Here is a 23203-nt window from a genome sequence, read left to right as displayed (position 1 = left end):
TTCGACGACGAATCATCCAAGATCGCAGTAGGCCTTCCTGGCTGTCGAGCGGCCCGCCGACGAGTGGTCCACTTGCCACGACCCCCTCACAAAACGCAGTATCAGCCGACAAATCACCAAGATGGGGCGCGCGGCCCTGGCGAGGGCGCACCACCCATCCGATCACCTCGAAAGGCTGGACGTCCGCCGCGTACTCGAAGTCCCTTCCCGCATTTGCGGGCACCCTGGAACCGGCAGCGAACGTCGCCGGTCAGCGCGGCCGAAGAATGCCAGAAAGCCTCGCGATGCAGCTAGCGACTCGTGCGTCGACCCCACCCCACCTCATCTCCGGGCAGCGTCGTGAACGCCTGGCCCGGGACTGGGGAACCGGGGACGAATCGTCAAGCGTCGTCACTCCCGCGTGGCCGGCCGTCTTGTGGGGCCTGGCGCTCCGGCTGTTAGCTGACATCCGGAAATGCCACAGACAGCCCCTTTCCGAATTGGTCTACCTGAATCGTCCGGAACGGAATGCTCAGCGAGGAGCTCGAAGGTGACGGAGTCCACGAGCGTGGGGTCGACGATTCCCCGGCGCACGCTCGGTATCGCTCTGCGCAAAGCCCGAGAGGAGGCGAACGTGACGATGGCCGAGGCCGCCGAGGTGATCGGCCAGACCGTCCAGAGTCTGCGGCGCATCGAGCGCGGCACGGTGTCCACCCCGAAGGGCAAGGTCAGCCTGCTCTGCCAGCGGTACGACGTGGCCGGCCCCATCCGCGCCGCCCTGGAGCAACTCGCCGGCGAGACCCGGGCCAAGGGCTGGTGGCACTCCTACGGGAACGCCGTCCCGACCTGGTTCGAGTTCTACGTCGCCCTGGAACAGACCGCCGACCACATCCGCACCTTCGAGCCGTGGCTGGTACCCGGCCTGCTGCAGGACGTCGGCTACATGGAGGCGGCAATCCTGGCCGGTGAACCCGGCTTGGACGCCGCACAGGTCTCCGCCCGGATGGAGATCAGACGGTTACGTCAGCGGCAACTGACCCGCTCGTCTCCGGCACCTCCACGCCTGGATGTGATCATGGCCGAGTCGGTGTTGCTGGCCGGGTTGCCCGAACACGTCATGCGGACACAACTTCGACATCTGTTGAAAGCCATTGAGCTCCCGCACGTGTCGGTGCGAGTGATACCGCTTTCAGCAGGTCTGCACGGGGCTTCAGTGACCGGCGCGTTCGGGCTGCTCGACTTTCCGGCGGAGGACGGAATCGCCCCGCCGAGCACGGTATACAGCGAGAACCAGACCGGAGCGATCTATCTGGACAAGCCGGAGGAAATCGCGACCTACGAAGCAGTCTGGAGATCTCTCGACACGACGGCTATCGGCCAATCCGGATCGATAGCTTTGTTTTCTCAACGATTGAAGGAGTTGAACCGGGAATGAATCTCGATCTGACGGGCGCAGCGTGGCGTAAGTCGATCCGTTCCGGCGGCAGCGGCAATTGCGTCGAGGTGGCCCTCGAACTTCCCAACGCGCCGGGGTACGTCGCGGTCCGGCACAGTCAGCGGCCCGGCGCCGAGGCGATCGTGTACACCGACGCCGAATGGGCGGCGTTCGTCGGCGGTGTCCGGGACGGAGAGTTCGACAAGTAGGGGCGTCAGCCCACGGGGAGAACGTGCGATCTGCCGCCGGCGGCGACCTGACGGATGCTGTCGAGCAGGTCGAGGGCCGTGCAGTCCTTGACCAGGAAGCCGCTCGCGCCGGCTTCGAGGGCGGCATGCACGTGCTCCTCGTGGGCGAACGTGGTCAGCATGATCACCCGCACCGATGAGGTGTCCGGGGATGCGCGGATCCGGCGGGTCGCCTCGATGCCGTCCGTCCCGGGCATCTGAACGTCCATCAGCACCACCTCCGGCCGGTGCAGCCGGGCCAGCGCGACGGCCTCGGCGCCGTCGGCGGCTTCGCCGGCCAGGACGAGACCGGGTGTCACGTCGAGCAGCGCCCGGAAGCTCGCACGCATCAAGGCATGGTCGTCGGCGAGAAGAACACTGATGTCCGGTACGGGTGGCGCGGTCACGTGACCTCCTCGAAAGCGGAGCAGAGGTGCTCGTCGGCGACCACGCTAACCGGCGGGGTGGGCAAGCGCATCGGACCAGGGTCTTACATCGACTTCAGACCACGGTACGACGCGGCGGAGGGGTCCCCGCTGCCACGATTGACCGCATGATCGAGCTGCTGGAGCTGACCAAACGATACGGGCCGACGCTGGCGGTGGACCGGTTGTCCTTCGAGGTCCGCCCGGGTGTGGTGACCGGTTTCCTCGGGCCGAACGGGGCCGGCAAGTCCACCACGATGCGGATGATGCTCGGCCTGCACCGCCCCACTTCCGGGCAGGCGCTGGTCGGTGGCCGCCGCTACGACCGGATCGACCACCCGCTGCACGAGGTCGGCGCGGTGCTGGACGCCGACGCCGCCCACCCGGGCCGGACCGCGTTCACGCATCTGGCGTGCCTGGCCCGGTCCAACGGCATCAGCAAGACGCGGGTGAGCACCGTCCTGGAGCAGGTCGGTTTGGCGAGTGTGGCCGGCAAGCGGGTCGGTGGGTTCTCCCTCGGGATGAAGCAGCGGCTCGGGATCGCCGGGGCGCTGCTCGGCGACCCCGGTGTCGTGGTGCTCGACGAGCCGGTCAACGGCCTGGACGCGGCCGGCATCCGGTGGATCCGGTCGACGTTGCGGTCGCTGGCCGCCGAGGGCCGCACGGTGCTGCTGTCGAGTCATCTGATGAGCGAGATGGCGGTCACCGTGGACCGGGTTCTGATCATCGGCAAGGGCCGGTTGCTCGAGGACACCTCGGTCGCCGAGATGAACGACCGCTTCGAACGCGACGTTCTGGTCCGCACCCCACGCCCTGCCGAGCTGGTCGCGGTGCTGACCAGGATCGGCGCCACCGTCACCACCACCGCGGACGGGGACCTGGTGGCGGTCGGGATGGACGCCCCCGCCATCGGTGACGCCGCCGCAGCCGCCGGGATCCCGGTTCATGGGCTGACCCCACGCAGCGCCACCCTCGAAGACGTCTACCTGCAGATGACCGACGAAGCCGCCGAGTACCGCGCCACCGAAGGGACCTCCCGATGACCATCATGCAGACCCGCCCGGCCCCGGCACCCGCGGCGAAGAAGACACCGGCCCGGGGCAGCGCGTTCGGGGACGCGGTCGCCGCCGAGTTCCTCAAGGTCCGCACCCTCCGCTCGACCTGGGCGTTCCTGGGTGGCGGGGTGGCCGCGAGCCTGCTCGGCGCGTTCATCCTGTACATGCTGGTGCAGTCCTACGATGCGGCCGGCCCGGCCGACAAACTGAAGTTCGAGACCGCTGACCCGACCGTGGTCACCATGCCGTTCGTGATGTTCTTCATCGGCGCGATCGGCGCCATGCTGATCACCAGCGAGTTCGGCACCCGCTCGATCGGGCCCGCCCTGCTCGCCGTGCCGCAGCGCCGCACCCTGATCGGTGCCAAAGCCACCGTCGCCGGACTGATCGGGCTGGCCTGTGGCGCCGCGTTCGCGCTGCTCGCCTTCGCCGACGCCCGCCTCATGCTGGGCGACCGGCCCGCACCCATCAATCCTTGGCCGCAGTGGACCGACGCCATCCCCACCGTCCTCTGCGCAACTCTGATCGTCGCCGTCACCACGCTGGTCGCGTTGGGTCTGGGCGCCCTGCTGCGCTCCACCGCCGGCACCCTGACCACCCTCGGCTCCCTGGTTCTGGTCGCCCCGATCTTCGCCCACTTCCTGCCGACGGTCTGGCAACTGCGGCTCGCCTCGGTCCTGCTGCCCAACCTCACCCCGCAGCTCGCCGGCAGCAACCACCCATATCTGCTGTCCCAGACCGGCGCCGCCGCCGTCACCGCCGGGTACGTGCTGCTCGCCCTCGGCGCCGGCGCACTCGCCTTCCGCCGCCGCGACACCGCCTGATCGGATTGAGGCCCGCTGTTACGCTCGGGCCACACCGGAGCATCGAGAGAACGCGGGGTCGACGATGACCGGCTGGCTGATTCTCGCCGTGATCGTCTTCCTGGCCGCCGACCTGGTCCTGGTGGCGGTGTGGGCCGGCGCGCACCGGGCCGCGGGGCGGCTCGAGGACGACATGACGACCGATGACGAGTTCCACCTGGCGCTCCTGCTGACACATCAGAAGCCGGGCCGGGATCCGGATCGGCTTCTGGCTCTGGCCGCGGCGCACCGCCGGAGCCCGGACGGCCCGCTGGACGACGACGTCCCGGTGGATCCGGTGGAGTCCCGCCTCACCTCCTGGCTCCAGCAGCGGATCCCCGGTTGGAGCCGCCGGACCGGCATCCGGGCCTGGAAGCTCACGGTGATGGCCTCGTTCGCCGTCTCCGCCGCGGCCTTCTACGGCGGCGCCTGGGTCGTCCTCCTTCAGACGCGCGGCCCGCGCCCCGAGTGGGGCACTCCGGAGGACCCCACCGCCAGCCGTTACGTGATCTACCTTCTCTTCGTCCAGATTCTGACTCACGGCCTGTACTGGCTCCTCCACAACGGCATCGAGAGGCAGTGGAGTCACCGCGTGCTCCGGCGGTGCAGCGACATCGTGCGCGCCGGGCTCGGCGACTCCTATCCGGCCTTCGTCGAGGACCTGAGCAGCGACCGCACCATCCGGCGAACCGCAGACCAGCCGCGGACCGGCGAGCAGCCGATCCTGCTGGACACGAAACAGCGCGGCCGAGCCCGGCAGACCGAGAGCCGAACCCGAGGCGATGAGCAGCCGGTCGGGTGAAGCGGTGACCGGCGAGCAGCTGACCAGGCAGGAAGAGGACGCACGGTACAGCAAGCGGCAGGCCGGGCGGGGCGAGGACCGGGCGCGATGCGACGAGCGGACAGGGTAGGGCGAGCGGGCGCGGTAGGGCGAGCGGGCGCGGTACGGCGAACGGGCGCGGTACGACGAACGGGCGCGGTACGACGAACGGGCGCGGTACGACGAACGGGCGCGGTACGACGAATGGGCGATCAGGTAGAAGAGTGGGAGAGGCGGGAGAGCAGAAGGAAACGTATGGGCTTGCGGTTGGCGCAGTTGAATTTGAAGGCGCGGGATCAGGCCGTGGTCGGCCGGTTCTGGGCGGAGGCGCTCGGGTGGACGGTTTTCGCGGAGAGTGCGGTGGCGACGGCGGTCGGGCCGGCCGGGTTCGTGTGGCCGGATCCGGGGTGTGCCTGTCTCGATGTCATCGGCGTTCCGGATGCGGAGCGGGTCGAGGGGCGGGTGCATCTCGATCTGGCGAGTTCGTCGGTGGCGCATCAGGCGGAATTGGTTTCGCAGTTGCGGGATCTCGGGGCGACGCCCGCCGATGTGGGTCAGGGAGATGTGCCGTGGACGGTTCTGGCCGATCCGGCGGGCAATCTGTTCTGTGTGCTGGAGCCTCGCGAGGTCTACCGGGACACCGGCCCGATCGCGGCGATCGTGGTCGACTGTGCGGATCCCGGTGTGATGGCCCGGTTCTGGGGCGCGGCGATCGGCTGGACGGCGCACGAGGTGACCGGCGATTTCGCGCGGCTTCGGTCGGCCGCGGGCACCGGACCCTACCTGGAGTTCCTCCGAACGTCCGGGGAGCCGGTTGCGGGGAAGCGTCTGCACTTGGACCTGTTGCCGGACACCCGAGCGGCGGAGGACCAACAGACGATGGATCAGCAGACGCAGGATCGGCAGGCGGCCGGCCAAGAGGTGGAGAGACGGCAGGAGGCAGAGAGACGGCAGGAGGTGGAGAGACGGCAGGAGGTGGAGGTAGCGCGGCTGCGAGGGCTCGGGGCCGGCGACCCCGGACGGGGACCGTTTCCGTGGAAGGTGCTGACGGATCCGGAGGGGAATGAATTCTGCGTGCTTCAGCCGTACCACTGAAAGGGTCTTCGGTGTTTCGCACGCGTGGAGAGGAGCCCGACGGGTTGTTTCCGGAGCAGGTGGCGGCGCTGGCGGAGGAGCGCCGGCGGGTGGCGGGAGTAGCCGGGGGGATGCAGTTCGGGAGCGGGTCGGTTCCCGTTCCTCATGATCGGGGGTTCGGCACCGATCTACCGGTCGAGGCCCGGGATGTCCGGACCTCGACCGGGACAGGGGGAACGATCGGTGGCGGCACGATGGTTGGCGTGGGCGACGGCTGCGACCGTACTAGCCGTTTCGGCCGGTTGCAGCGGTGACGAGCCGGAGGCGGCGGCCGCTGCCGGGCAGTCCGTGATCGGGCTGGCCATGCCGACGAAGGCCTCCTCGCGGTGGATCGCCGACGGCGATAACATGGTCAAGCAGTTCCAGCTGCTCGGGTACGGCACCGACATGCAGTACGCCGACGACGACGTGCAGCGGCAGGTCGGCCAGATCGACGACATGGTCGACGCGAAGGTCAGCGCCCTGGTGGTCGGCGCGATCGACGGCACGGCGCTGAAGGGTGTGCTGGCGAAGGCGGCGAAGGCCGGGATCCCGGTGATCGCCTACGACCGGCTGATCCGGGACAGCGGGGACATCGCCTACTACGCGACGTTCGACAACTTCAAGGTCGGCGTCGAGCAGGCCGGTGCGATCGTGGACGCGCTGAAGCTGAAGACCGCGAAGAAGACGTACACCGTCGAGCTGTTCGCGGGGTCGGCGGACGACAACAACGCCACGTTCTTCTTCAACGGGGCGATGAGCGTGCTGAAGCCGTACATCGCCTCCGGCAAGCTGGTGGTGCGCAGTGGCGAGACGAAGTTCGCCCAGGTCGCGACCATGCGCTGGGACGGCGCGGTGGCGCAGAAGCGGATGGCGAAGCTGCTCGCCGGGCCGTACCGGTCGGTTCGGGTGGACGCGGTGCTGTCGCCGTACGACGGCATCACCCGCGGCATCCTCGCCGCCCTGGAGTCCGCCGGGTACGGCGCGAAGAGCCGCCCGCTGCCGGTGCTGACCGGTCAGGACGCCGAGCTGGAGTCGGTGAAGCTGATCGCGGCCGGCAAGCAGACCGAGACGGTGTACAAGGACACCCGGGAGCTGGCCAAGGTCGCGGTGCAGATGACCGACGCGGTGCTGAGCGACGAGGATCCGATGGTCAACGACACGAAGCAGTACCACAACGGGGTCGAGTTCGTGCCGACCTTCCTGTTGCAGCCGGTGAACGTGGACCGGTCGAACTATGAACGCGTCCTCGTCGACGGCGGCTACTACACCGCCGACCAGCTCGCCTGATGGCCGCCCCCACCACCGAAAGGACTCCCGCGGTGTCTGACCGCAACCCGCTCCGGGACGCCCCGGTCTGGGCGAAGCTCACCGGCCTGGTCGGCGCCGGCCTGCTCGCCGTCGGCACCTGTGTCGGTGTCACGCTCTACAACAACCATGTCGCCGACGACACCGCCGAGCGGCTCACCCGCCTCAACACCGCGAGCACGCTGGTGCTGCGGCTGGACCGGGTGGCCAGCGAGCTGAAGGTGAACGGTCTGCAGGCGATCACCCGGGACGACGCGTCCGAGCAGACGGCGCTGCTGAAGGGCCGCCTCGACGAGGCGGAGAAGCTGCTCGACGAACTCGACACGATCGAGCTGAACGGGGACCTGACCGCGGCGGTCGGCCGGATCCGGGCTGTCTACGCCGACTACACCCAGGTGATCGAGAGCTTCGTCGACGGGGCGGTGGCCGACCAGTCGCAGGCGCGCCTGGCGTGGGAGCAGATCGACGTCGACAACTATCTGACGAGCGCGGTGCTGGAGAACGAACGGTCGCTGTTCGCCGCCACGGTCGCCGAGGCGAGCGCGGACGCGGGCGCGAGCCGGGACCGGGCGCAGCTCGTCCTGATCGCCACGGCGCTGGCCGCCGCGCTGGTGCTGTGCCTGCTGGCCCGGGTCATCGTCACCTCGATCACCCGGCCGCTGCTGCGGGTGCGGACGGCGCTGAAGGCGATGGCCGACGGCGACCTGACGGTGACCGCGGACGTCACGGCAGGCGACGAGGTCGGTCAGATGGCGCGGGCTCTGGACGAGGCGCAGGGCAACATGCGTACGGTCGTCGCCCAGGCCGCCTCGTCGGCGCGGGCGCTGGCCACCGCCGCCGAGGAGATGACCTCGACCGCCGGGAACATCGCGGACACCGCGCTGGGCTCGTCGTCGCAGACCCGGGAGGTGTCCGGCACCGCCGCGTCGGTGTCGTCGAACGTGGGCGCGGTCGCCGCCGGCGCGCAGGAGATGGCCGAGTCGATCCGCGAGATCGCGGTGAACACGTCGAAGGCGGCCGAGGTCGCCGGTCAGGCCGTGCACGTGGCCCGGTCCACCAGCGAGCACATCGACAAGCTGGGCGCGTCGTCGGCGGAGATCGCCAGCGTGGTCCAGGCGATCACCGCGATCGCCGAGCAGACGAACCTGCTCGCGCTGAACGCCACCATCGAGGCGGCCCGGGCCGGTGAGATGGGCAAGGGTTTCGCGGTGGTGGCCAGCGAGGTCAAGGACCTGGCGCAGGAGACGGCCCGGGCGACCGAGGACATCACCCGCCGGGTGACGGCGATCCAGTCGGACACGGCGGGCGCGGTCGAGGCGATCAGCCAGATCACCTCGGTGATCGAGCAGATCAACACGTTCCAGGCGACGATCGCCGCGGCCGTGGAGGAGCAGACCGCCACGACCGCGGAGATGAACCGCAGCATCACCGCGGTCGCGGACGGCGCGGAGACGATCGCGAACGGTGTGGAGGGCCTGGCGTCGGCGGCCGAACGGACCACCGAGGGCGCTGCCCAGTCCCGTCAGGCGATCACCGAGCTGAGCTCGATGGCCAACGAGTTGCAGACCCTGGTGGCCCGTTTCCGGACGTGACGCCGTTATGAGATGCGCCGGGCGGTGGACCGGGGGTGCAGGTCGAGCTCCCGGTCCAGGCTGATCGCCGCGTCGATCAGGGCCAGGTGGGTGAAGGCCTGCGGGAAGTTCCCGAGCTGCTCACCGGTCAGGCCGATCTCCTCGGAGTAGAGGCCGACATGGTTCGCGTACGTCAGCATCTTCTCGAAGGTCACCCGGGCCTTGTCGACCTGGCCGGCCCGGGCGAGGGCGTTGACGTACGCGAACGAGCACAGCGAGAACGTGCCCTCGGCGCCCTGCAGCCCGTCCGGGGACGCGGCCGGGTCGTACCGGTAGACGAGGCTGTCGGTGACCAGCTCGGCGTCCATCGCCCGCATCGTGGACAGCCACATCGGGTCGTTCGGGGTGATGAACCCGACGACCGGCATCCGCAGCAGTGACGAGTCGAGCACGTCGGTCTCGTAGTGCTGGCGGAACGCGCGCCGTTCCGGGCTCCAGCCGCGGTCCATGATCTGGTGGTAGACGGCGTCGCGTTCGTGCCGCCAGCGGTCGATCGGGGCGGGCCTGCCGTGTTCGGTGGCGAGCCGGATGCCGCGGTCGAGGGCGACCCAGCACATCAGCCTGCCGTACGTGAAGTCCTGCCGGCCGCCGCGGGTCTCCCAGATGCCCTCCTCCGGCTGGTCCCAGTTCTCGGTGACCCAGTCGAGCAGTTCGCGGATGCGGGTCCAGCCCTGGTGGCCGGCGGCGAGGCCGTGCCGGTCGGCGAACCAGATGCTGTCCATCGCCTCGCCGTAGATGTCGAGCTGGAGCTGCCCGGCCGCGCCGTTGCCGATGTGCACCGGCGCCGAGCCGCGGTAGCCCTCCCAGTGGTCCAGGATCTCCTCGCTGAGGTCGCTGGACCCGTCCACCCGGTACATGATCTTCAGCGGGCCGCCGCCGTTCTTGTCGGCCTGCTCGTCGACCCGGTCGCGCAGCCAGCGGCCGAGCGCCGCGGCCTCCTCGGTGAAGCCCATGCCGAGCAGGGAGTACACCGAGAACGAGGCGTCCCGTACCCAGGTGTAGCGGTAGTCCCAGTTGCGGCCGCCGCCGATCTGTTCCGGCAGGGCGGCGGTGGGCGCGGCGACCAGGGCGCCGGTCGGGGCGTACGTCATCAGTTTGAGCGTGATCGCGGACCGGTTGAGGGTCTCGCGCCAGCGGCCCCGGTAGGTGGACTGCCCGAGCCAGGCCTCCCAGAAGTCCACCGTCTCGTCGAACAGCCGCCACACCTCGGCGATCCGGACCTGCCGGAGTGGGCCGGCGGCGCCGGTGCGCAGCACCACGCCGCGCATCTGCCCGGCGCTGAGGGTGATCTCGGCATGGACGTCGCCGTTCCCGTCGACCCGGGCCTGGGCCAGCCGTTCGTCGTCCGGTTCCCGGATCAGGCAGATCGTCAGCGCGGTCCGGGCGCCCTCGAAGACCACGCCGTCCTCGCTGAGGTGGGTCTGGAAGGGCTCCCGCCCGTAGTCGAAGCGCGGCGCGATGTCGACCGCGAACGTCATCTCGCCGCGCACGCAGCGCACCATCCGGACCAGGCGGTGGTCGGCGGCGGCCGCCGGCCCCTCGGTGACCGGCATGAAGTCGATCACCTCGCCCACGCCGGCCTCGGTCATGAAGCGGGTGACCAGCACCGCGGTGTCCGGGAAGTACAGCTGCCGGCTGGTGACCGCGCCGGCCGCCGGGTGGATCCGGAAGTGGCCGCCGCGTTCGTGGTCGAGCAGCGCCCCGAAGATGCTGGGCGAGTCGAACCGGGGGGCGCAGAACCAGTCGATGGAGCCGTCGGTGGTGACCAGCGCGGCGGTCTGCAGGTCCCCGATGAGGCCGTGGTCGGCGATGGGTGGGTAGTCGGGCATGTGCCCACGATCAGGCGCGGACGGGCCGCGCACATCACTCGCACAGGATGATGTGCGCGCTCCGCGAGCGGTCGAGCGTGAAGGGTCCGACGGACCCTTGGAGGCGGGTGTGCGTTCAGTTCATCGCGGCCCGGCGGCTCTGGCGGCGCTCACGCTGTCGGCGTCGATGCTCGCGGCTTGTGGCGGTGACGGTGGACCGCCGACCATCACGTGGTACATCAATCCGGACAACGGCGGTCAGGGCCGGCTCGCCGCGTCCTGTGCCGCCGCGTCACAGAATACCTATCAGGTCGACGTGCAGGTGCTGCCGACCGACGCGTCCCAGCAGCGCGAACAGCTCGTCCGGCGGCTCGCCGCGCAGGACAGCTCGATCGACGTGATGAGCCTGGACCCGCCGTTCGTGGCCGAGTTCGCCAACGCCGGCTTCCTGCGCCCGTTCGAGGGCGCCGACGCGACGGCGCTCACCGACGGCGTGCTGCGCGGGCCGCTGGCCACCACGACCTGGAAGGACCAGCTGGTCGCGGCGCCGTTCTGGGCCAACACGCAGCTGCTCTGGTACCGCAGGTCGGTCGCCCAGGCGGCCGGGATCGACCCGGCGAAGCAGGGCTTCACCTGGGACGACATGGTCACGACGGCGCAGGGGCAGAACAAGATCATCGGAGTGCAGGGCAAGCGGTACGAGGGCTACATGGTCTGGATCAACGCCCTCGTCATGTCCGCCGGCGGCGAGATCGTCACCAACGTCGAGGCCGGTCAGGACGCCGATCCCACGATCGACGAAGCGGCCGGTGACGAGGCCGCCCGGATCATCGGCGACCTCGCCCGATCGACCGCTGCCCTGCCGGCCATGTCCACCGCCGACGAGGAGGCGGCCCGCTCGGCGTTCCAGGGCCCGAACGGCGGCTTCATGGTCAACTGGCCGTACGTGTACAACGCCGCCAAGGAGGACGTCGCCGGCGGCGGCATCGACCAGTCGGTCCTCGACGACATCGCCTGGGCCCGTTACCCGGCGGTGTCCGCGGACACGCCGAGCCGTCCCCCGCTGGGCGGCATCAACCTGGCGATCGGCAACTTCACGAGGTATCCCGAGCACGCGCTCGACCTGGTCCGTTGCGTGACCTCGCTGGAGAACAACATCGGCTACATGCTGGACTCCGGCAACCCGGCCGCCCGCGGCGCCGCCTACGACGACGCGAAGGTGCGCGAGGCGTTCCCGATGGCCGACGTGATCCGCCAGTCGATCAACGACGCCGGGCCGCGGCCGATCACCCCGTACTACAACGACGTCTCGACGTCCGTCCAGATCACCTGGCATCCGCCCGCGGATGTCCGGGTCCCCGAGAGCCCGGACGAGTCGGCGGTCTTCATGTCCGACGTGCTCCAGGGGAGGCGACTGTTGTGACACTCCTGCAAGCGCCGGAGAAACCCGAGGTCACCGACCGCGCCAGCAAGGAACGCCGGCTGGGGCTGATGCTCTCCGCGCCGGCCTTCCTGGTGATGATCTTCGTGACCGCCTATCCGCTGATCTACGCGGTGGTGCTGTCGCTCTACAACTACCGGCTCACCGACCCGGAGGGCCGGGAGTTCGTCGGGCTCGGCAACTACGCCACGGTGCTCACCGACCCGGTGTGGTGGAGCGACTTCGGCACCACCCTGATCATCACGCTCGCCAGCGTGGCCGTCGAGCTGGTGCTCGGCTTCGTGTTCGCGTTCGTGATGTACCGGATCATCCGCGGGCGCTCGCTGGTCCGTACCGGAATCCTCATCCCGTACGGGATCATCACGGTGGTCTCCGCCTACATCTGGCGGTACGCGTTCCAGCTCGACTCCGGCTTCGTGAACCAGTGGTTCGGTCTGGGCACCTTCGACTTCTTCGGGGAACGCTGGTCGGCCCTGTTCGTGATCATCCTGTCCGAGATCTGGAAGACCACCCCGTTCATCTCGCTGCTGCTGCTGGCCGGGCTGGTGCAGGTGCCCGAGGAGTTCCAGGAGGCGGCCCGGGTCGACGGCGCGACCGCCTGGCAGCGGCTGGTCCGGGTGACGCTGCCGAACATGAAGGCCGCGATCATGGTGGCGCTGCTGTTCCGCACCCTGGACGCGTGGCGGATCTTCGACAACCCGTTCATCATGACGGTCGGCGCGAACGACACCGAGACGCTCTCGTTCCTCGCCTACCGGCAGAACGTCACGCTGGTCAACCTGGGCGCCGGGTCGGCGATCTCGGTGCTGCTGTTCCTGACCGTCGTGATCATCGCGTTCATCTTCGTCAAGGGCTTCAAGACCGACCTCTCTCAGGTACGGGGTGACAAGTGATGGCCGATCGCAGAGTCAGTCCCTGGTGGACCGTGTCCGGGCTGGTCATCCTGCTGTGGGCGCTGTTCCCGCTGCTGTGGATGGTGTCGCTGTCGTTCAAGGATCCGGGCACGTTCCGCAGCGGCACGCCCACGTTCTTCCCCGAGGTCTGGGTGTGGGACAACTACCGGACGGTCTTCACCGACTCGCTGTTCACCAGCGCGCTGCGCAACTCCGTGTTCATCGCCCTGATCGCCACCCTGCTCGCCGTGATCATCGCGATGTTCGCCGCGTACGCCATCGCCCGGATGGATTTCCCGGGCAAGAAGGTGCTGCTCTCGATGGCCCTGGCGATCGCCATGTTCCCGCAGGCGGCGCTGGTCGGCCCGCTCTTCAACATGTGGCGCGGCCTGGGCATCTACGACACCTGGATCGGGCTCATCATCCCGTACCTGACGTTCGCCCTGCCGCTGTCGATCTGGACCATGTCGGCGTTCTTCCGGCAGATCCCGTGGGAGATGGAACAGGCCGCGCAGGTCGACGGCGCGACCGCCTGGCAGGCGTTCCGCAAGGTGATCGTCCCGCTGGGCGCGCCCGGCGTGTTCACCACCGCGATCCTGACGTTCTTCTTCTGCTGGAACGAGTTCCTGCTGGCGATCTCGCTGACCTCCACCGACAAGGCGCGCACGGTGCCGGCCGCCCTGTCGTTCTTCACCGGCGCCTCGCAGTTCCAGTCACCGATCACCTACATCATGGCCGCCTCGGTGGTGGTCACGATCCCCGTGGTGATCCTGGTGCTGATCTTCCAACGCCGCATCATGGCCGGTCTGACCGCCGGCGCCGTCAAGGGTTGAGCAGGAGGGGACACCGGCCATGGCCGCGATCAGCATGCGCAACATCGTCAAGCGTTACGGCGACGGTTACCAGGCCGTCGACAATGTCAGCCTGGACATCGCGGACGGCGAGTTCGTCATCCTCGTCGGACCGTCCGGGTGCGGCAAGTCCACCTTGCTCCGGATGATCGTCGGGCTGGAGGACATCACCTCCGGCGACATGATGATCGGCGACACCCGGGTGAACAAGCTGGCGCCACGGGACCGCAACCTCGCCATGGTGTTCCAGAACTACGCCCTCTACCCGCACCTGACCGTCTTCGAGAACATCGCGTTCCCGCTGCGGCTCAAGCGCACCCCGGACGCCGAGGTCCGCGAGCAGGTCAACAAGGCGGCGGCGCTGCTGCAGCTCACCGAGCACCTGGACCGCCGGCCGGCGAACCTGTCCGGCGGCCAGCGGCAGCGGGTCGCGATGGGCCGGGCGATCGTCCGGCAGGCCGATGCGTTCCTGTTCGACGAGCCGCTGTCCAACCTGGACGCGAAGCTGCGCGGGCAGATGCGCACCGAGATCGCCCGGATGCAGAAGCGCCTCGGCATCACCACCGTCTACGTCACCCACGACCAGACCGAGGCGATGACGCTCGGCGACCGGATCGCGGTGCTGCGCAAGGGCGTGCTGCAACAGGTCGGGAGTGCGAAGCAGCTGTACGAGGAACCGGCGAACCTGTTCGTCGCCGGGTTCATCGGCTCGCCCCCGATGAACTTCGTGCCCGGCCGGATGAAGTCCGGGCAGATCGACACCCCGTTCGGCACGGTGCCGGCGACCGGGCCGCGGCTCAGCAAGGTCGGCGACCGGGAACTGGTGATCATCGGGCTGCGGCCGGAGCACTTCGAGGACCTGACCATGGTCGCGGCGGAACGGCGCGGGCACGGCAGGACGTTCGAGGCCGACGTGGACGTCACCGAGTGGCTGGGCAACGGGCTGTACGCGTACGTCCCGTACGAGGCCCCGGCCGAGGTCACCCAGCAGCTCGAGGAGCTGGAACGGGAGCTGGACAGCGAGCAGATGCGGACCCAGCTGGTCGTCGCTCTGGACGTGTCCAGCCGGATCCGCTCCGGCGCCAAGGCCCGGCTGTGGTTCGACCCGCAGCGCATGCACGTCTTCGACGCCGAGACCGGGGAGAACCTGACCCGCGACCCGAACCGCACGTTCGACTCCGATCAGCCCGCGTAACCCGGGGTGTCCGGGTCCTCGGGAGCCGCCGGCCGCGGGCCGGCCGGCGGCGGGCTCGGCGGACCGGCCATCACCTGCGGGTTCAGGATCGCGTCCAGGTTGTCGAGGATCTCGTCGACGGCAGGGCGCAGCGGGCGCCAGTCGTACCCCGCGGCCACCGCCTGGTTCTCCACGTCGACCGCCTCCACCAGGTCGCGCAGCAACGCCGCGACACCGGTCGCGTTCGCCTGCCGGGCCGGGTCGGAGGTCTCCCCCGCCAGTTCGCCCCAGGCCACCACCAGGCCGGTGAGGTCGGAGCGGACCGGCGGCCAGTTGACGGCGCGTTCGGTGTCGCGCCGGGCGGTCAGCACCGACGTCAGCCGGCCCTCGAGCACGGTCCGGGTCTGCGCGGTCAGTGTCGCCTGGCGGGTCTCCCAGTTGGCCGTCTTGCGACTGCGGCTGACCAGCACGGCCGCGGCCAGCCCGCCGAAGAGCAGGAACAGCAGGATCCAGCCCAGCCACCCGCCGGTGTCGTCCTCCTCCACGGCGACCGGGACGGCTGCCGACTCCGTCGGCTTCGCGGTCGTCTTGGTCGCCTGTACGGTCACCGTCACCTCGACCCGGGTCACCGACGTCTTCTCGGGGGTACGGGTCTCCGCCGGCTCCGTCTTCTCCGGCGTCTTCGCTGTCGTCTTCTCGGCCGTCCTCTCCGGCGTCTTCTCCGTCGTCCGTTCGGTCGTCTTCTCCGGGGTGTTCTCCGTCGTCCGTTCCGGGGTCCGGTCCGTGGATCGCTCGGCGGACGGGCGTGCCGACGGCAGCGACCGGTCGTCCCCCTCGCCACCACCCGTGCAGCCGGGCAGCGCCAGCACCGCGGTCAGCAGGGCCGCGGCCCCGAGTCGTCGTCGTGACATGTCGGTTCTCCCGTCTCTCAGGCGACCACGCGCAGGTCGTGGGCGGTGTTGTTGAGGCGGCGGCCGCCGGTGGCGGTGACCGTGACGATGTCCTCGATCCGGACGCCGAACCGCCCGGGCAGGTAGATCCCGGGTTCGATGGAGAAGCACATGCCCGGGACCAGCGGCCGGCTCTCCCCCTCGACCAGGTACGGCGGCTCGTGCGTGGTCAGCCCGATCCCGTGGCCGGTGCGGTGGATGAAGTGCTCGCCGTAGCCCGCGTCGGCGATCACGGTCCGCGCCACCCGGTCGATGTCCTGGCAGGTCACTCCAGGCCGGACCGCCTCGAACGCGGCCTGCTGCGCCCGGCGTACCACCTCGTGCACCTCGCGTTCGGTGTCGGTGGGCTCGCCGACGTGCACGGTCCGGGTGGTGTCCGAGCCGTACCCGTCCTTCAGCCCGCCGAAGTCCAGCACCACCATGTCGCCGTCCCGGATCACCCGGCTCCCCATCTCGTGGTGCGGGTCGGCGCCGTTGGGCCCGGACCCGACCACGGTGAAGTCGACCTGGCTGTGCCCGTGCGCGCGCAGCAGCCCGGCCAGGTCGGTGCCGATGTCCGATTCGGACCGGCCGGTGAAGCGGGCGTGCACGATCTCGTCGTAAGCGGCGTCGGCGGCCGCGCCCGCCGCCGCGAGCCGGTCCAGCTCGGCCTGGTCCTTGACCGCCCGCAGCATCGGCAGGGTCTCGGTCATCGAGGTGAACCAGGCGGCCGGCAGTCGTTGCCGCAGCGCCAGCAGGTGCATCGCCCACGCGGAATCGGTGATCGCGTACCTGCCGTCCGGGGCCAGCAGCCCGGCGGTGAGCGTGTACGGGTCCGACCCGTCCCGCCAGTCGGTGATGGTGACGGCGTCGACGCCGGCCGTGGCCTCCACGTCGCCGCGTTCCAGGGTCGGCACGATGAGCTGCGGCGACCGGTCGGCGCTGAGCAGCAGCACGGTGATCCGCTCGGTGATCGCCGTCGGCCGGTAGCCGGTGAAGTAGACCAGGTCGGGTCCGGGGGTGACGAGCAACCCGGTGAGGCCGGCGTCGGCGGCCTCGGTCAGGGCCCGCTCGATCCGGTGGGTGTAGTCCTTGACGGTGAACGGTGGGGCGGTGATCACGAGGGGCCTCCTGGGCCGGGAACCGGTCGGATGGGGACGGTGTGGGTGGTGGCGGCCGCCGCCGCGGCCAGATGCACGGCCCCGGGACGCTCGCCGCGGTGCCGGCCCATCAGCACGGCCAGGGCGACACCGGCCAGCGAGGCCACCGTCAGCAGCAGCGCCGCGCCGGCCAGCCCGGCGGCGAGGGCGCCGGCCGGTTGAGCGCCGCCGTCCTGGCGGCTTCCGGTGACCGTGGTGAAGACCGTGGAGGCGGCCGCGACGGCCAGCGAGCCGCCGACGTACCGGGCCATGTTGGAGATGCCGGAGGCCTGCCCTGCCTGGTCGGCGGGGACCGCGGAGGTGGAGGCCGACGAGGCGGGGCCGTTGGCGAAACCGAGCCCGATCGCCAGGACGGCCAGCGGGAGCACGAACGTCGCGTACGACCAGTCGGCCTTGACCAGCATCAGCACCCCCGCCCCGGCCGCGGCCAGCGCGAACCCGAGGGCGACGGCCTGCCGGGAGCCGATGCGTACCGCCACCGGGGTGATCAACGGGGTCACCGCGATCATCGCCGCGGCCGCCGGCAGCGTGGCCAGCCCGGCCTCCAGCGGTGTCATGCCGAACGCGGCCGGATTCTGGAAGTAGAGGCTGAGCAGGTACATCAGCGCGTTGATCACTCCGGCGACCAGCAGGATCGCGATGGTCGCGCCGACCAGCACCCGGTTGCGCAGCAACCGCAGGTCGACCAGCGGGGCCTTCGCGCGGCGTTCGGCGGCCACGAACCCGGCGCCGCCGAGGACCGCGATCAGCAGGCAGCCGAGGGTCCGGGCGGAGAACCAGCCCCAGTCGCCGCCCTCGCTGAGCGCCAGGACCAGCGGCACCAGCGCCACCGCGACCAGCACGGTGCCGAGCATGTCGATGGACCGGGGCCGCTGGGAGTCCCGGGACTCGGCGACGGTGGCCAGGGTGAGCGGGATGCAGGCGGCCGCGATCGCCGCGTCGATCCAGAACAGGCCCTGCCAGCCGGTGCTGCCGGCCAGCAGGCCGCCGGCGAGGGGCCCGATCGCGGCGCCGATCGCCGACGCCGCGCCCCACAGCGTGATCGCCCGCATCTGCCCGGCCCCGGACGAGGCCACCGACAGCAGGCTCATCCCGCACGCCAGGATGGTGGATCCGGCCGCGCCCTGCAGCATCCGGCCGCCGATCACCCCGGCCGCGCCACCGGCCAGGGCGATGATCGCGCAGGAGACGACGAACAGGAGCAGGCCGCCGACGAAGACGCGGCGGCGGCCGAAGACGTCACCGAGCGCGCCGGAGGTAACGATGACCGCGGCGCCGACCAGCATGTAGCCGGTCACCGCCCACTGCAGCACGTCGACGCTCGCGCCGACGTCCTCGCTGATGGCCGGCAGCAGGATGGTGACCGCCGAGGTGTTGGCATTCACCACCAGCGCCGACACGCAGGCGGCGAGCAGCACGCCGAGGCCGGCTTTCGTTCCGGGGGCCTGACGCTCGGTCGCGGACATGGGCGGCTCCTCGGGGTTCGCCGGTCGGTGCGTCCCAGCCTCGCGGCGGCCCCCGGGGCGCGGCATCGCTCGCGCCGGATGAATCAGCGGGCCCGTGCGATGACCTAGATTGCGCCGATGGCGGAGTCCACTGACGAGCGGGAGCTCCAGGAGTTCCTGCTGTATCTCGGCAGCGCGCTGACCGCGGCGGGCGAGGCCGTCAACCGCATCGAGGAGCATCTGCTGCGGGTCGCCGCGGCGTACGGCGCCCCGCAGGCCCGGTTCAGTGTGCTGCCCACCTACCTGGTGATGTCCCTGGAACCGGGCCGCCCGGCCAGCCTGGAGCCGACCCGGCAGCTCAACGGTGGCCTGCGGCTGGACCAGACGGCGGCGATCTACGACCTGCTGCGTCTGGCCGGGCAGCGCCGGATCTCGCCGGCCGAGGGCAGTGCCCGGGTGCGCGAGATCGTGGCGATGCGGCCCCGGTTCCGGGCGGCGTCCCGGATCGGCGGGCACGCCGTGCTGACCGGGGGGATCTGCCTGATCCTGCAGCCGACCGGCGTGGACCTGCTGCTCGCCGTGGTGTTCGGGGCGCTGGTCGGCGCGCTGAAGATGGTGGGGGCGCGTTGGTCGAGCGTACAGATGATCATGCCGGTGTCGGCGGCGTTCGTGGTGTCCGCGCTGACCTTCGTGATCGCCGGCACCGGCTGGGCCGACGCGGACCTGCGGGCGATGGTGGCGCCGCTGGCCACCTTCCTGCCCGGGGCGGTGCTCACCATGGCGGTGGTGGAGGTGTCCGCCGCCGAGATCGTCACCGGCGCGAGCCGGCTGGTCTCCGGCGTCCTGCAACTGCTGCTGCTCGCGTTCGGGATCGTCGGCGCTGCCCAGCTGGTCGGCCTGCCCCGGGCCGAGACGCTGGTCAGCGCCCCGCAGAACTCGATGGGCGGATGGGCGCCGTGGCTGGGCGCGCTGGTCGTCGCGCTCGGCTGCCACCTGGTCTACTCCGGGCCGCGCAACTCCGTGGGCTGGCTGTGCGTGGTGCTGTACGCGGGCTGGGTCGGCCAGTACTTCGGCAACCTGGCGCTCGGCGGCTACCTGAGCGGGTTCGTCGGGGCGGTGGTGCTGACCGTGGTGGCGTACCTGGTGGAGCAGGCCCCGTCCGGGCCGCCCGCGCTGGTCTCCTTCCTGCCCGGGTTCTGGCTGCTGGTGCCGGGCGCGCTGAGCCTGATCGGGGTGACCGAGTACCTGAGCCGGGATGCGGTCCGCGGCGTCGAGGATCTGCTCGGCGCGGCGGGCTCGATGATGGCGGTGGCCCTCGGTGTCCTCTGTGGCCACCCGCTCTACCGGGCGCTGGCCAGGACGCTCGGGGTGCGCGAGCTACGGCGCGAGCGGTGATGAACCGCTCTCCAGGGGTGAGGTGACGGCTGCCACTTCCGGCCGATGATCCGCGGAAGAGACCGCGCAGCGGAAAAGGAACGGAGGCAGCGTGAGTGCGACGGATGTGCCGGCGGCGAAACCGCGTGGGGCACGAACGGTTTCCTACATCTCCTGGGTGGCGCTGGCGCTGATGACCACGAGTTCGGTGGCCAGCCTGCGCCCGGCCCCGACGATGGCCGTCTACGGCCTGGCCAGCATCTTCCTGTACGTCGTCCCGGCCATCGTGTTCCTGCTGCCGACCGCGCTGGTCTCGGCGGAGCTCGCCTCGGGCTGGGAGGGCGGCGTCTACAAGTGGGTCAGCGAGGGCATCTCCAAACCGGCGGGCTTCCTCGCCGTGTGGTGCCAGTTCGCGATGACGATCTTCTACTATCCGAGCCTGCTCGGGTTCGTGGCGAGCACCCTGGCGTACGTCATCAATCCCGACCTGGCGTCCAGCGGCGTCTGGACCGCCCTCGTGATCATGGTCTGTTACTGGACCGGCGTGTGGGTGTCGTCCCGCGGCACCAGCGGCGTCGCCGGCCTCGCCAGCGGCGGTCTGATCATCGGCACGCTGATCCCGGGCGTGCTGCTGGTCCTGCTCGGCGCGGTCTTCCTCGGTCAGGGCAACGAGTCGGCCGCCCCGATGACCGCCGACCACCTGCTGCCGGCCTGGGCGGGCCTGTCCAGCCTGGTGCTGATCGTCAACAACTTCCTGTCGTACTCCGGCATGGAGATGAACGCGGTCCACGTCGGCTCGCTGAAGAACCCGGGCCGCGAGTTCCCACGGGCGATGTTCCTGGCGATGGGCCTGGTGCTGCTGATCTTCATCCTGCCGGCCCTGGCGATCAGCTGGATCGTGCCGGCCGAGCAGCTGTCGCTGACCGCCGGTGTGATGCAGGCGTTCGACGCGGTGTTCGCCGCGTTCGGCTCGCAGTGGCTCACCCCGATCCTCGGCGTCATGCTGGTCGCCGCGTCGCTCGGCGGCATGCTCACCTGGCTGGCCGGCCCGTCGAAGGGCCTGCTGCTGATCTCCCGCCAGGAGGGCTACCTGCCGCCGTACCTGCAGAAGCTCAACAAGCACGGCGTGCAGCAGAACATCCTGGTGGTGCAAGGGCTGGTCACCACACTGATCGCGCTGGCGTACGCGTTCATCCCGGACGTCTCCAGCGCGTACTGGATCTTCTCGGTGATCACCACCCAGGTCTACCTGATCATGTACCTGCTGATGTTCGTCGCCGCGATCCGGCTGCGCCGCAAGCACCCCGGCCACCCGCGCGGTTACCGCGCTCCGATGCTGACCGGCCTGTGCGGGGTCGGGTTCGCCGCCTCCCTCGCCGCCCTGCTGATCGGTTTCGTCCCGCCGTCGCAGTTCGGTTCCGGCAGCGTCGGCACCTACCTCGCGGTCGTCGCCGGCGGCGCGCTCGGCCTCGGCCTGCTCGTGCCGTACCTCTTCTACCGGCTGCGCAAACCGTCCTGGAAGGAGACCGTGGCATGAGCGGCAAGTCCGTGATCGCGACCGTCTCGCTGATCATCCTGGTCATCCTCGCCGGCATCGGCGTGGTCCGGCGGATCGGCGAGAAGGAGACCCGGCAGGCACAGGACAAGGCCACCCAGCTGAGCACCGAGTTCACCGCCGCCGGGCTGCGGGCGCTGAACACCGACCGGGTCGCGAACCTGCTCGGCGACGACGGCGGCCCGGTCTGTCACGACCCGGACGTCGCGCTGCGCCGGGGCATCCTCTTCAACCAGCTCACCAACGGCGCGGCCGGCCCCGGGCAGCGCCCGGTGATCGTCGACAACAAGGTCGTCCAGGGCCAGCTTTTGATCATCAAGGTCTACTGCCCGGAGTACATCGAGATGTACCAGCACCTGATCAACCGGCTGAAGTACGCGGAGGTGGCCTCGTGAGGGAGAAGATCGACGCCCTGATGGGGCGGGCCCGCGCCGACCTGGCCGAGCTGGTGGCCATCCCGTCGGTGGCCGACCCCCGGCAGTACCCCGCCGACGAGTGCCTGCGGGCGGCGAGCTGGGTGGTCGACCGGTTCGCCGCGGAGGGGTTCACCTCCCTCGGGCTGCACGGGACCAGCGACGGCAGCCAGGCGGTCTTCGGGGTACGGCCCACCGCCGTCCCCGGCGCCCCGACCGTCCTGCTCTACGCCCACTACGACGTGCAGCCGCCACTCGACGCCGCGGCCTGGCGCACCCCGCCGTGGGAGCTGACCGAGTCCGGCGGCCGCTGGTACGGCAGGGGCGCCGCCGACTGCAAGGGCAACATCGTCATGCACCTGACCGCGTTACGGGCGCTCGGTGACGCCGGCCTGCCGGTGAACCTGAAACTCATCGTGGAGGGCTCCGAGGAGCAGGGCACCGGCGGCCTCGAGGACTTCGTCGTCCGCAACCCCGGCCTGCTCGAAGCGGACGCGATCCTGGTCTGCGACACCGGCAACGCGGCGGTCGGCGTCCCGGCCACCACGGTCACCCTGCGCGGCCTGGCCAACGTGGTGGTGACCGTCGAGGCGCTGGCGGGCGAGCTGCACTCGGGCATGTTCGGCGGGCCCGCGCCGGACGCGCTCGCCGCCCTGGTGCACATCCTGGCGACCCTGCGCGACCGCCACGGCAACACCACCATCGCCGGGCTGGACAACACCCAGACGTGGACCGGGGCGCCGTACCCGGCCGACCAGTTCCGCAGCGACGCGGGCCTGGTCGGCGGGGCCGGCCTGCTCGGCGACGGCACCGTCTCGGACATGCTGTGGTCGCGGCCCGCCGTCACCGTGCTCGGCGTCGACTGCCCGCCGGTGGTCGGCTCGGCCGCGGCGATCCAGCCGCACGCCCGGGCCCGGCTCAACCTGCGGGTGCCACCGGGCATGGACGCGGCCAAGGCCCAGGACGCGCTGATCGCGCACCTGCAGTCGGCCGCGCCGTGGGGCGTGCGGGTGACGGTCGAGAAGGAGGCGCTCGGGCAGCCGTTCGAGGCCCGGACGGGCGGGCCGGCGTACCGGGCGCTCGGCGCGGCGATGCGGGAGGCGTACGGGCGGGAGATGGTCGCGCTCGGGCAGGGCGGTTCGATCCCGCTGTGCAACGTGTTCGCCGAGACGTACCCGCGCGCCGAGATCATCCTGATGGGGGTGGAGGAGCCGCTCGCGCTGATCCACGCCCCGAACGAGAGCGTCGACCCCGGTGAGATCGCCCGGCTCGCCCTGGCCGAGGCGCTGTTCCTGCGCGATTACGGCCGTTGAGGGGAGAGGAAG

Annotated in this window: 21 protein-coding genes; 16 read left to right on the top strand and 5 right to left on the bottom strand. The window is 70.4% G+C overall.

What is annotated here, in order from left to right:
• Nucleotides 1-529 precede the first annotated feature (529 nt).
• Nucleotides 530-1414: a helix-turn-helix domain-containing protein gene (locus ACZ3II_RS33195; RefSeq protein WP_465522761.1), complete on the top strand. Its 885-nt coding sequence runs from the start codon at nucleotides 530-532 to the stop codon at nucleotides 1412-1414.
• Nucleotides 1411-1623 (top strand): DUF397 domain-containing protein, encoded by a 213-nt coding sequence (locus ACZ3II_RS33190; protein WP_465522759.1) that lies wholly within the window; start codon nucleotides 1411-1413, stop codon nucleotides 1621-1623. Before ACZ3II_RS33195 ends, ACZ3II_RS33190 begins: the two co-directional genes overlap by 4 nt.
• A 5-nt stretch (nucleotides 1624-1628) precedes the next feature.
• On the opposite strand, the gene ACZ3II_RS33185 is transcribed toward ACZ3II_RS33190, so the two are convergent.
• Nucleotides 1629-2048, bottom strand: a complete 420-nt coding sequence (locus ACZ3II_RS33185) for a response regulator (RefSeq protein ID WP_465522757.1) — start codon at nucleotides 2046-2048, stop codon at nucleotides 1629-1631.
• Between the two features lie 146 nt (nucleotides 2049-2194).
• On the opposite strand from ACZ3II_RS33185, the gene ACZ3II_RS33180 reads away from it, so the two are divergent.
• The 6 genes from ACZ3II_RS33180 to ACZ3II_RS33155 all read left to right on the top strand — a co-directional run bounded on the left by ACZ3II_RS33180 (nucleotide 2195) and on the right by ACZ3II_RS33155 (nucleotide 8796).
• Nucleotides 2195-3109, top strand: coding sequence for an ABC transporter ATP-binding protein (locus ACZ3II_RS33180; RefSeq protein ID WP_465522755.1), 915 nt, complete (start codon nucleotides 2195-2197; stop codon nucleotides 3107-3109).
• On the top strand, nucleotides 3106-3945 hold the full coding sequence (locus ACZ3II_RS33175) for an ABC transporter permease (RefSeq protein WP_465522753.1): 840 nt from the start codon (nucleotides 3106-3108) through the stop codon (nucleotides 3943-3945). Before ACZ3II_RS33180 ends, ACZ3II_RS33175 begins: the two co-directional genes overlap by 4 nt.
• 64 nt (nucleotides 3946-4009) lie before the next feature.
• A complete protein-coding gene (locus ACZ3II_RS33170; RefSeq protein WP_465522751.1) occupies nucleotides 4010-4765 on the top strand; it encodes a hypothetical protein in 756 nt (251 codons plus the stop codon).
• Nucleotides 4766-5038: 273 nt separating this feature from the next.
• The gene (locus tag ACZ3II_RS33165) at nucleotides 5039-5878 is read left to right on the top strand and encodes a VOC family protein (RefSeq protein ID WP_465522749.1); all 840 of its coding nucleotides are present in this window, start codon (nucleotides 5039-5041) and stop codon (nucleotides 5876-5878) included.
• Nucleotides 5879-6100: 222 nt separating this feature from the next.
• On the top strand, nucleotides 6101-7186 hold the full coding sequence (gene chvE / locus ACZ3II_RS33160; protein WP_465522747.1) for a multiple monosaccharide ABC transporter substrate-binding protein: 1086 nt from the start codon (nucleotides 6101-6103) through the stop codon (nucleotides 7184-7186).
• A gap of 32 nt (nucleotides 7187-7218) precedes the next feature.
• Nucleotides 7219-8796, top strand: a complete 1578-nt coding sequence (locus ACZ3II_RS33155; RefSeq protein WP_465522745.1) for a methyl-accepting chemotaxis protein — start codon at nucleotides 7219-7221, stop codon at nucleotides 8794-8796.
• Nucleotides 8797-8801: 5 nt separating this feature from the next.
• Here the strand turns inward: ACZ3II_RS33155 and ACZ3II_RS33150 are convergent, their stop codons facing one another.
• Complete coding sequence (locus ACZ3II_RS33150; RefSeq protein WP_465522743.1) at nucleotides 8802-10664, bottom strand: glycoside hydrolase family 15 protein; 1863 nt, start codon at nucleotides 10662-10664, stop codon at nucleotides 8802-8804.
• A gap of 109 nt (nucleotides 10665-10773) precedes the next feature.
• Between ACZ3II_RS33150 and ACZ3II_RS33145 the strand changes: the two genes are divergently transcribed.
• Genes ACZ3II_RS33145 through ACZ3II_RS33130 form a run of 4 tightly spaced genes read left to right on the top strand, consistent with a single transcriptional unit; the run spans nucleotide 10774 to nucleotide 15023 of the window.
• A complete protein-coding gene (locus ACZ3II_RS33145) occupies nucleotides 10774-12066 on the top strand; it encodes an extracellular solute-binding protein (protein WP_465522741.1) in 1293 nt (430 codons plus the stop codon).
• Nucleotides 12063-12977: a carbohydrate ABC transporter permease gene (locus ACZ3II_RS33140; RefSeq protein ID WP_465522739.1), complete on the top strand. Its 915-nt coding sequence runs from the start codon at nucleotides 12063-12065 to the stop codon at nucleotides 12975-12977. Before ACZ3II_RS33145 ends, ACZ3II_RS33140 begins: the two co-directional genes overlap by 4 nt.
• Nucleotides 12977-13810, top strand: coding sequence for a carbohydrate ABC transporter permease (locus ACZ3II_RS33135; RefSeq protein ID WP_465522737.1), 834 nt, complete (start codon nucleotides 12977-12979; stop codon nucleotides 13808-13810). Before ACZ3II_RS33140 ends, ACZ3II_RS33135 begins: the two co-directional genes overlap by 1 nt.
• Before the next feature lie 19 nt (nucleotides 13811-13829).
• Nucleotides 13830-15023 carry an ABC transporter ATP-binding protein gene (locus ACZ3II_RS33130; protein ID WP_465522735.1) on the top strand — a complete coding sequence of 398 codons (1194 nt, stop codon included), beginning with the start codon at nucleotides 13830-13832 and terminating at the stop codon, nucleotides 15021-15023.
• Here the strand turns inward: ACZ3II_RS33130 and ACZ3II_RS33125 are convergent.
• Genes ACZ3II_RS33125 through ACZ3II_RS33115 form a run of 3 tightly spaced genes read right to left on the bottom strand, consistent with a single transcriptional unit; the run spans nucleotide 15011 to nucleotide 18557 of the window.
• Nucleotides 15011-15913 (bottom strand): hypothetical protein, encoded by a 903-nt coding sequence (locus ACZ3II_RS33125; protein ID WP_465522733.1) that lies wholly within the window; start codon nucleotides 15911-15913, stop codon nucleotides 15011-15013. The two genes, ACZ3II_RS33130 and ACZ3II_RS33125, sit on opposite strands and share 13 nt — an antisense overlap.
• 17 nt (nucleotides 15914-15930) lie before the next feature.
• On the bottom strand, nucleotides 15931-17052 hold the full coding sequence (locus ACZ3II_RS33120) for an aminopeptidase P family protein (protein ID WP_465522731.1): 1122 nt from the start codon (nucleotides 17050-17052) through the stop codon (nucleotides 15931-15933).
• Nucleotides 17049-18557, bottom strand: coding sequence for an MFS transporter (locus ACZ3II_RS33115; RefSeq protein WP_465522729.1), 1509 nt, complete (start codon nucleotides 18555-18557; stop codon nucleotides 17049-17051). The genes ACZ3II_RS33120 and ACZ3II_RS33115 overlap by 4 nt, the downstream gene beginning before the upstream one ends.
• Nucleotides 18558-18674: 117 nt before the next feature.
• On the opposite strand from ACZ3II_RS33115, the gene ACZ3II_RS33110 reads away from it, so the two are divergent.
• The 4 genes from ACZ3II_RS33110 (at nucleotide 18675) to ACZ3II_RS33095 (ending at nucleotide 23191) form a co-directional block, all read left to right on the top strand.
• Nucleotides 18675-19931, top strand: a complete 1257-nt coding sequence (locus ACZ3II_RS33110) for a threonine/serine exporter family protein (RefSeq protein WP_465522727.1) — start codon at nucleotides 18675-18677, stop codon at nucleotides 19929-19931.
• 91 nt (nucleotides 19932-20022) lie between these two features.
• Nucleotides 20023-21447, top strand: a complete 1425-nt coding sequence (locus tag ACZ3II_RS33105) for an APC family permease (protein WP_465522725.1) — start codon at nucleotides 20023-20025, stop codon at nucleotides 21445-21447.
• Nucleotides 21444-21860, top strand: a complete 417-nt coding sequence (locus ACZ3II_RS33100) for a hypothetical protein (RefSeq protein WP_465522723.1) — start codon at nucleotides 21444-21446, stop codon at nucleotides 21858-21860. Before ACZ3II_RS33105 ends, ACZ3II_RS33100 begins: the two co-directional genes overlap by 4 nt.
• The gene (locus tag ACZ3II_RS33095; protein WP_465522721.1) at nucleotides 21857-23191 is read left to right on the top strand and encodes a M20/M25/M40 family metallo-hydrolase; all 1335 of its coding nucleotides are present in this window, start codon (nucleotides 21857-21859) and stop codon (nucleotides 23189-23191) included. The genes ACZ3II_RS33100 and ACZ3II_RS33095 overlap by 4 nt, the downstream gene beginning before the upstream one ends.
• Nucleotides 23192-23203: the final 12 nt, after the last annotated feature.

Source organism: Actinoplanes sp. NPDC019969, assembly GCF_055562375.1.
Note: the sequence above shows the minus strand (reverse complement) of the source record. Positions and strands in the feature narration are given on the sequence as shown.

Excerpts from the sequence above, each read along its gene's own strand:
- ACZ3II_RS33135 (WP_465522737.1), top strand. The coding sequence starts at position 12,977 with ATGGCCGATCGCAGAGTCAGTCCCTGGTGGACCGTGTCCGGGCTGGTC.
- ACZ3II_RS33175 (WP_465522753.1), top strand. The coding sequence starts at position 3,106 with ATGACCATCATGCAGACCCGCCCGGCCCCGGCACCCGCGGCGAAGAAG.
- ACZ3II_RS33115 (WP_465522729.1), bottom strand. The coding sequence starts at position 18,557 with ATGTCCGCGACCGAGCGTCAGGCCCCCGGAACGAAAGCCGGCCTCGGC.
- ACZ3II_RS33180 (WP_465522755.1), top strand. The coding sequence starts at position 2,195 with ATGATCGAGCTGCTGGAGCTGACCAAACGATACGGGCCGACGCTGGCG.
- ACZ3II_RS33190 (WP_465522759.1), top strand. The coding sequence starts at position 1,411 with ATGAATCTCGATCTGACGGGCGCAGCGTGGCGTAAGTCGATCCGTTCC.
- ACZ3II_RS33170 (WP_465522751.1), top strand. The coding sequence starts at position 4,010 with ATGACCGGCTGGCTGATTCTCGCCGTGATCGTCTTCCTGGCCGCCGAC.
- ACZ3II_RS33110 (WP_465522727.1), top strand. The coding sequence starts at position 18,675 with ATGGCGGAGTCCACTGACGAGCGGGAGCTCCAGGAGTTCCTGCTGTAT.
- ACZ3II_RS33130 (WP_465522735.1), top strand. The coding sequence starts at position 13,830 with ATGGCCGCGATCAGCATGCGCAACATCGTCAAGCGTTACGGCGACGGT.
- ACZ3II_RS33150 (WP_465522743.1), bottom strand. The coding sequence starts at position 10,664 with ATGCCCGACTACCCACCCATCGCCGACCACGGCCTCATCGGGGACCTG.
- ACZ3II_RS33100 (WP_465522723.1), top strand. The coding sequence starts at position 21,444 with ATGAGCGGCAAGTCCGTGATCGCGACCGTCTCGCTGATCATCCTGGTC.
- ACZ3II_RS33165 (WP_465522749.1), top strand. The coding sequence starts at position 5,039 with ATGGGCTTGCGGTTGGCGCAGTTGAATTTGAAGGCGCGGGATCAGGCC.
- ACZ3II_RS33125 (WP_465522733.1), bottom strand. The coding sequence starts at position 15,913 with ATGTCACGACGACGACTCGGGGCCGCGGCCCTGCTGACCGCGGTGCTG.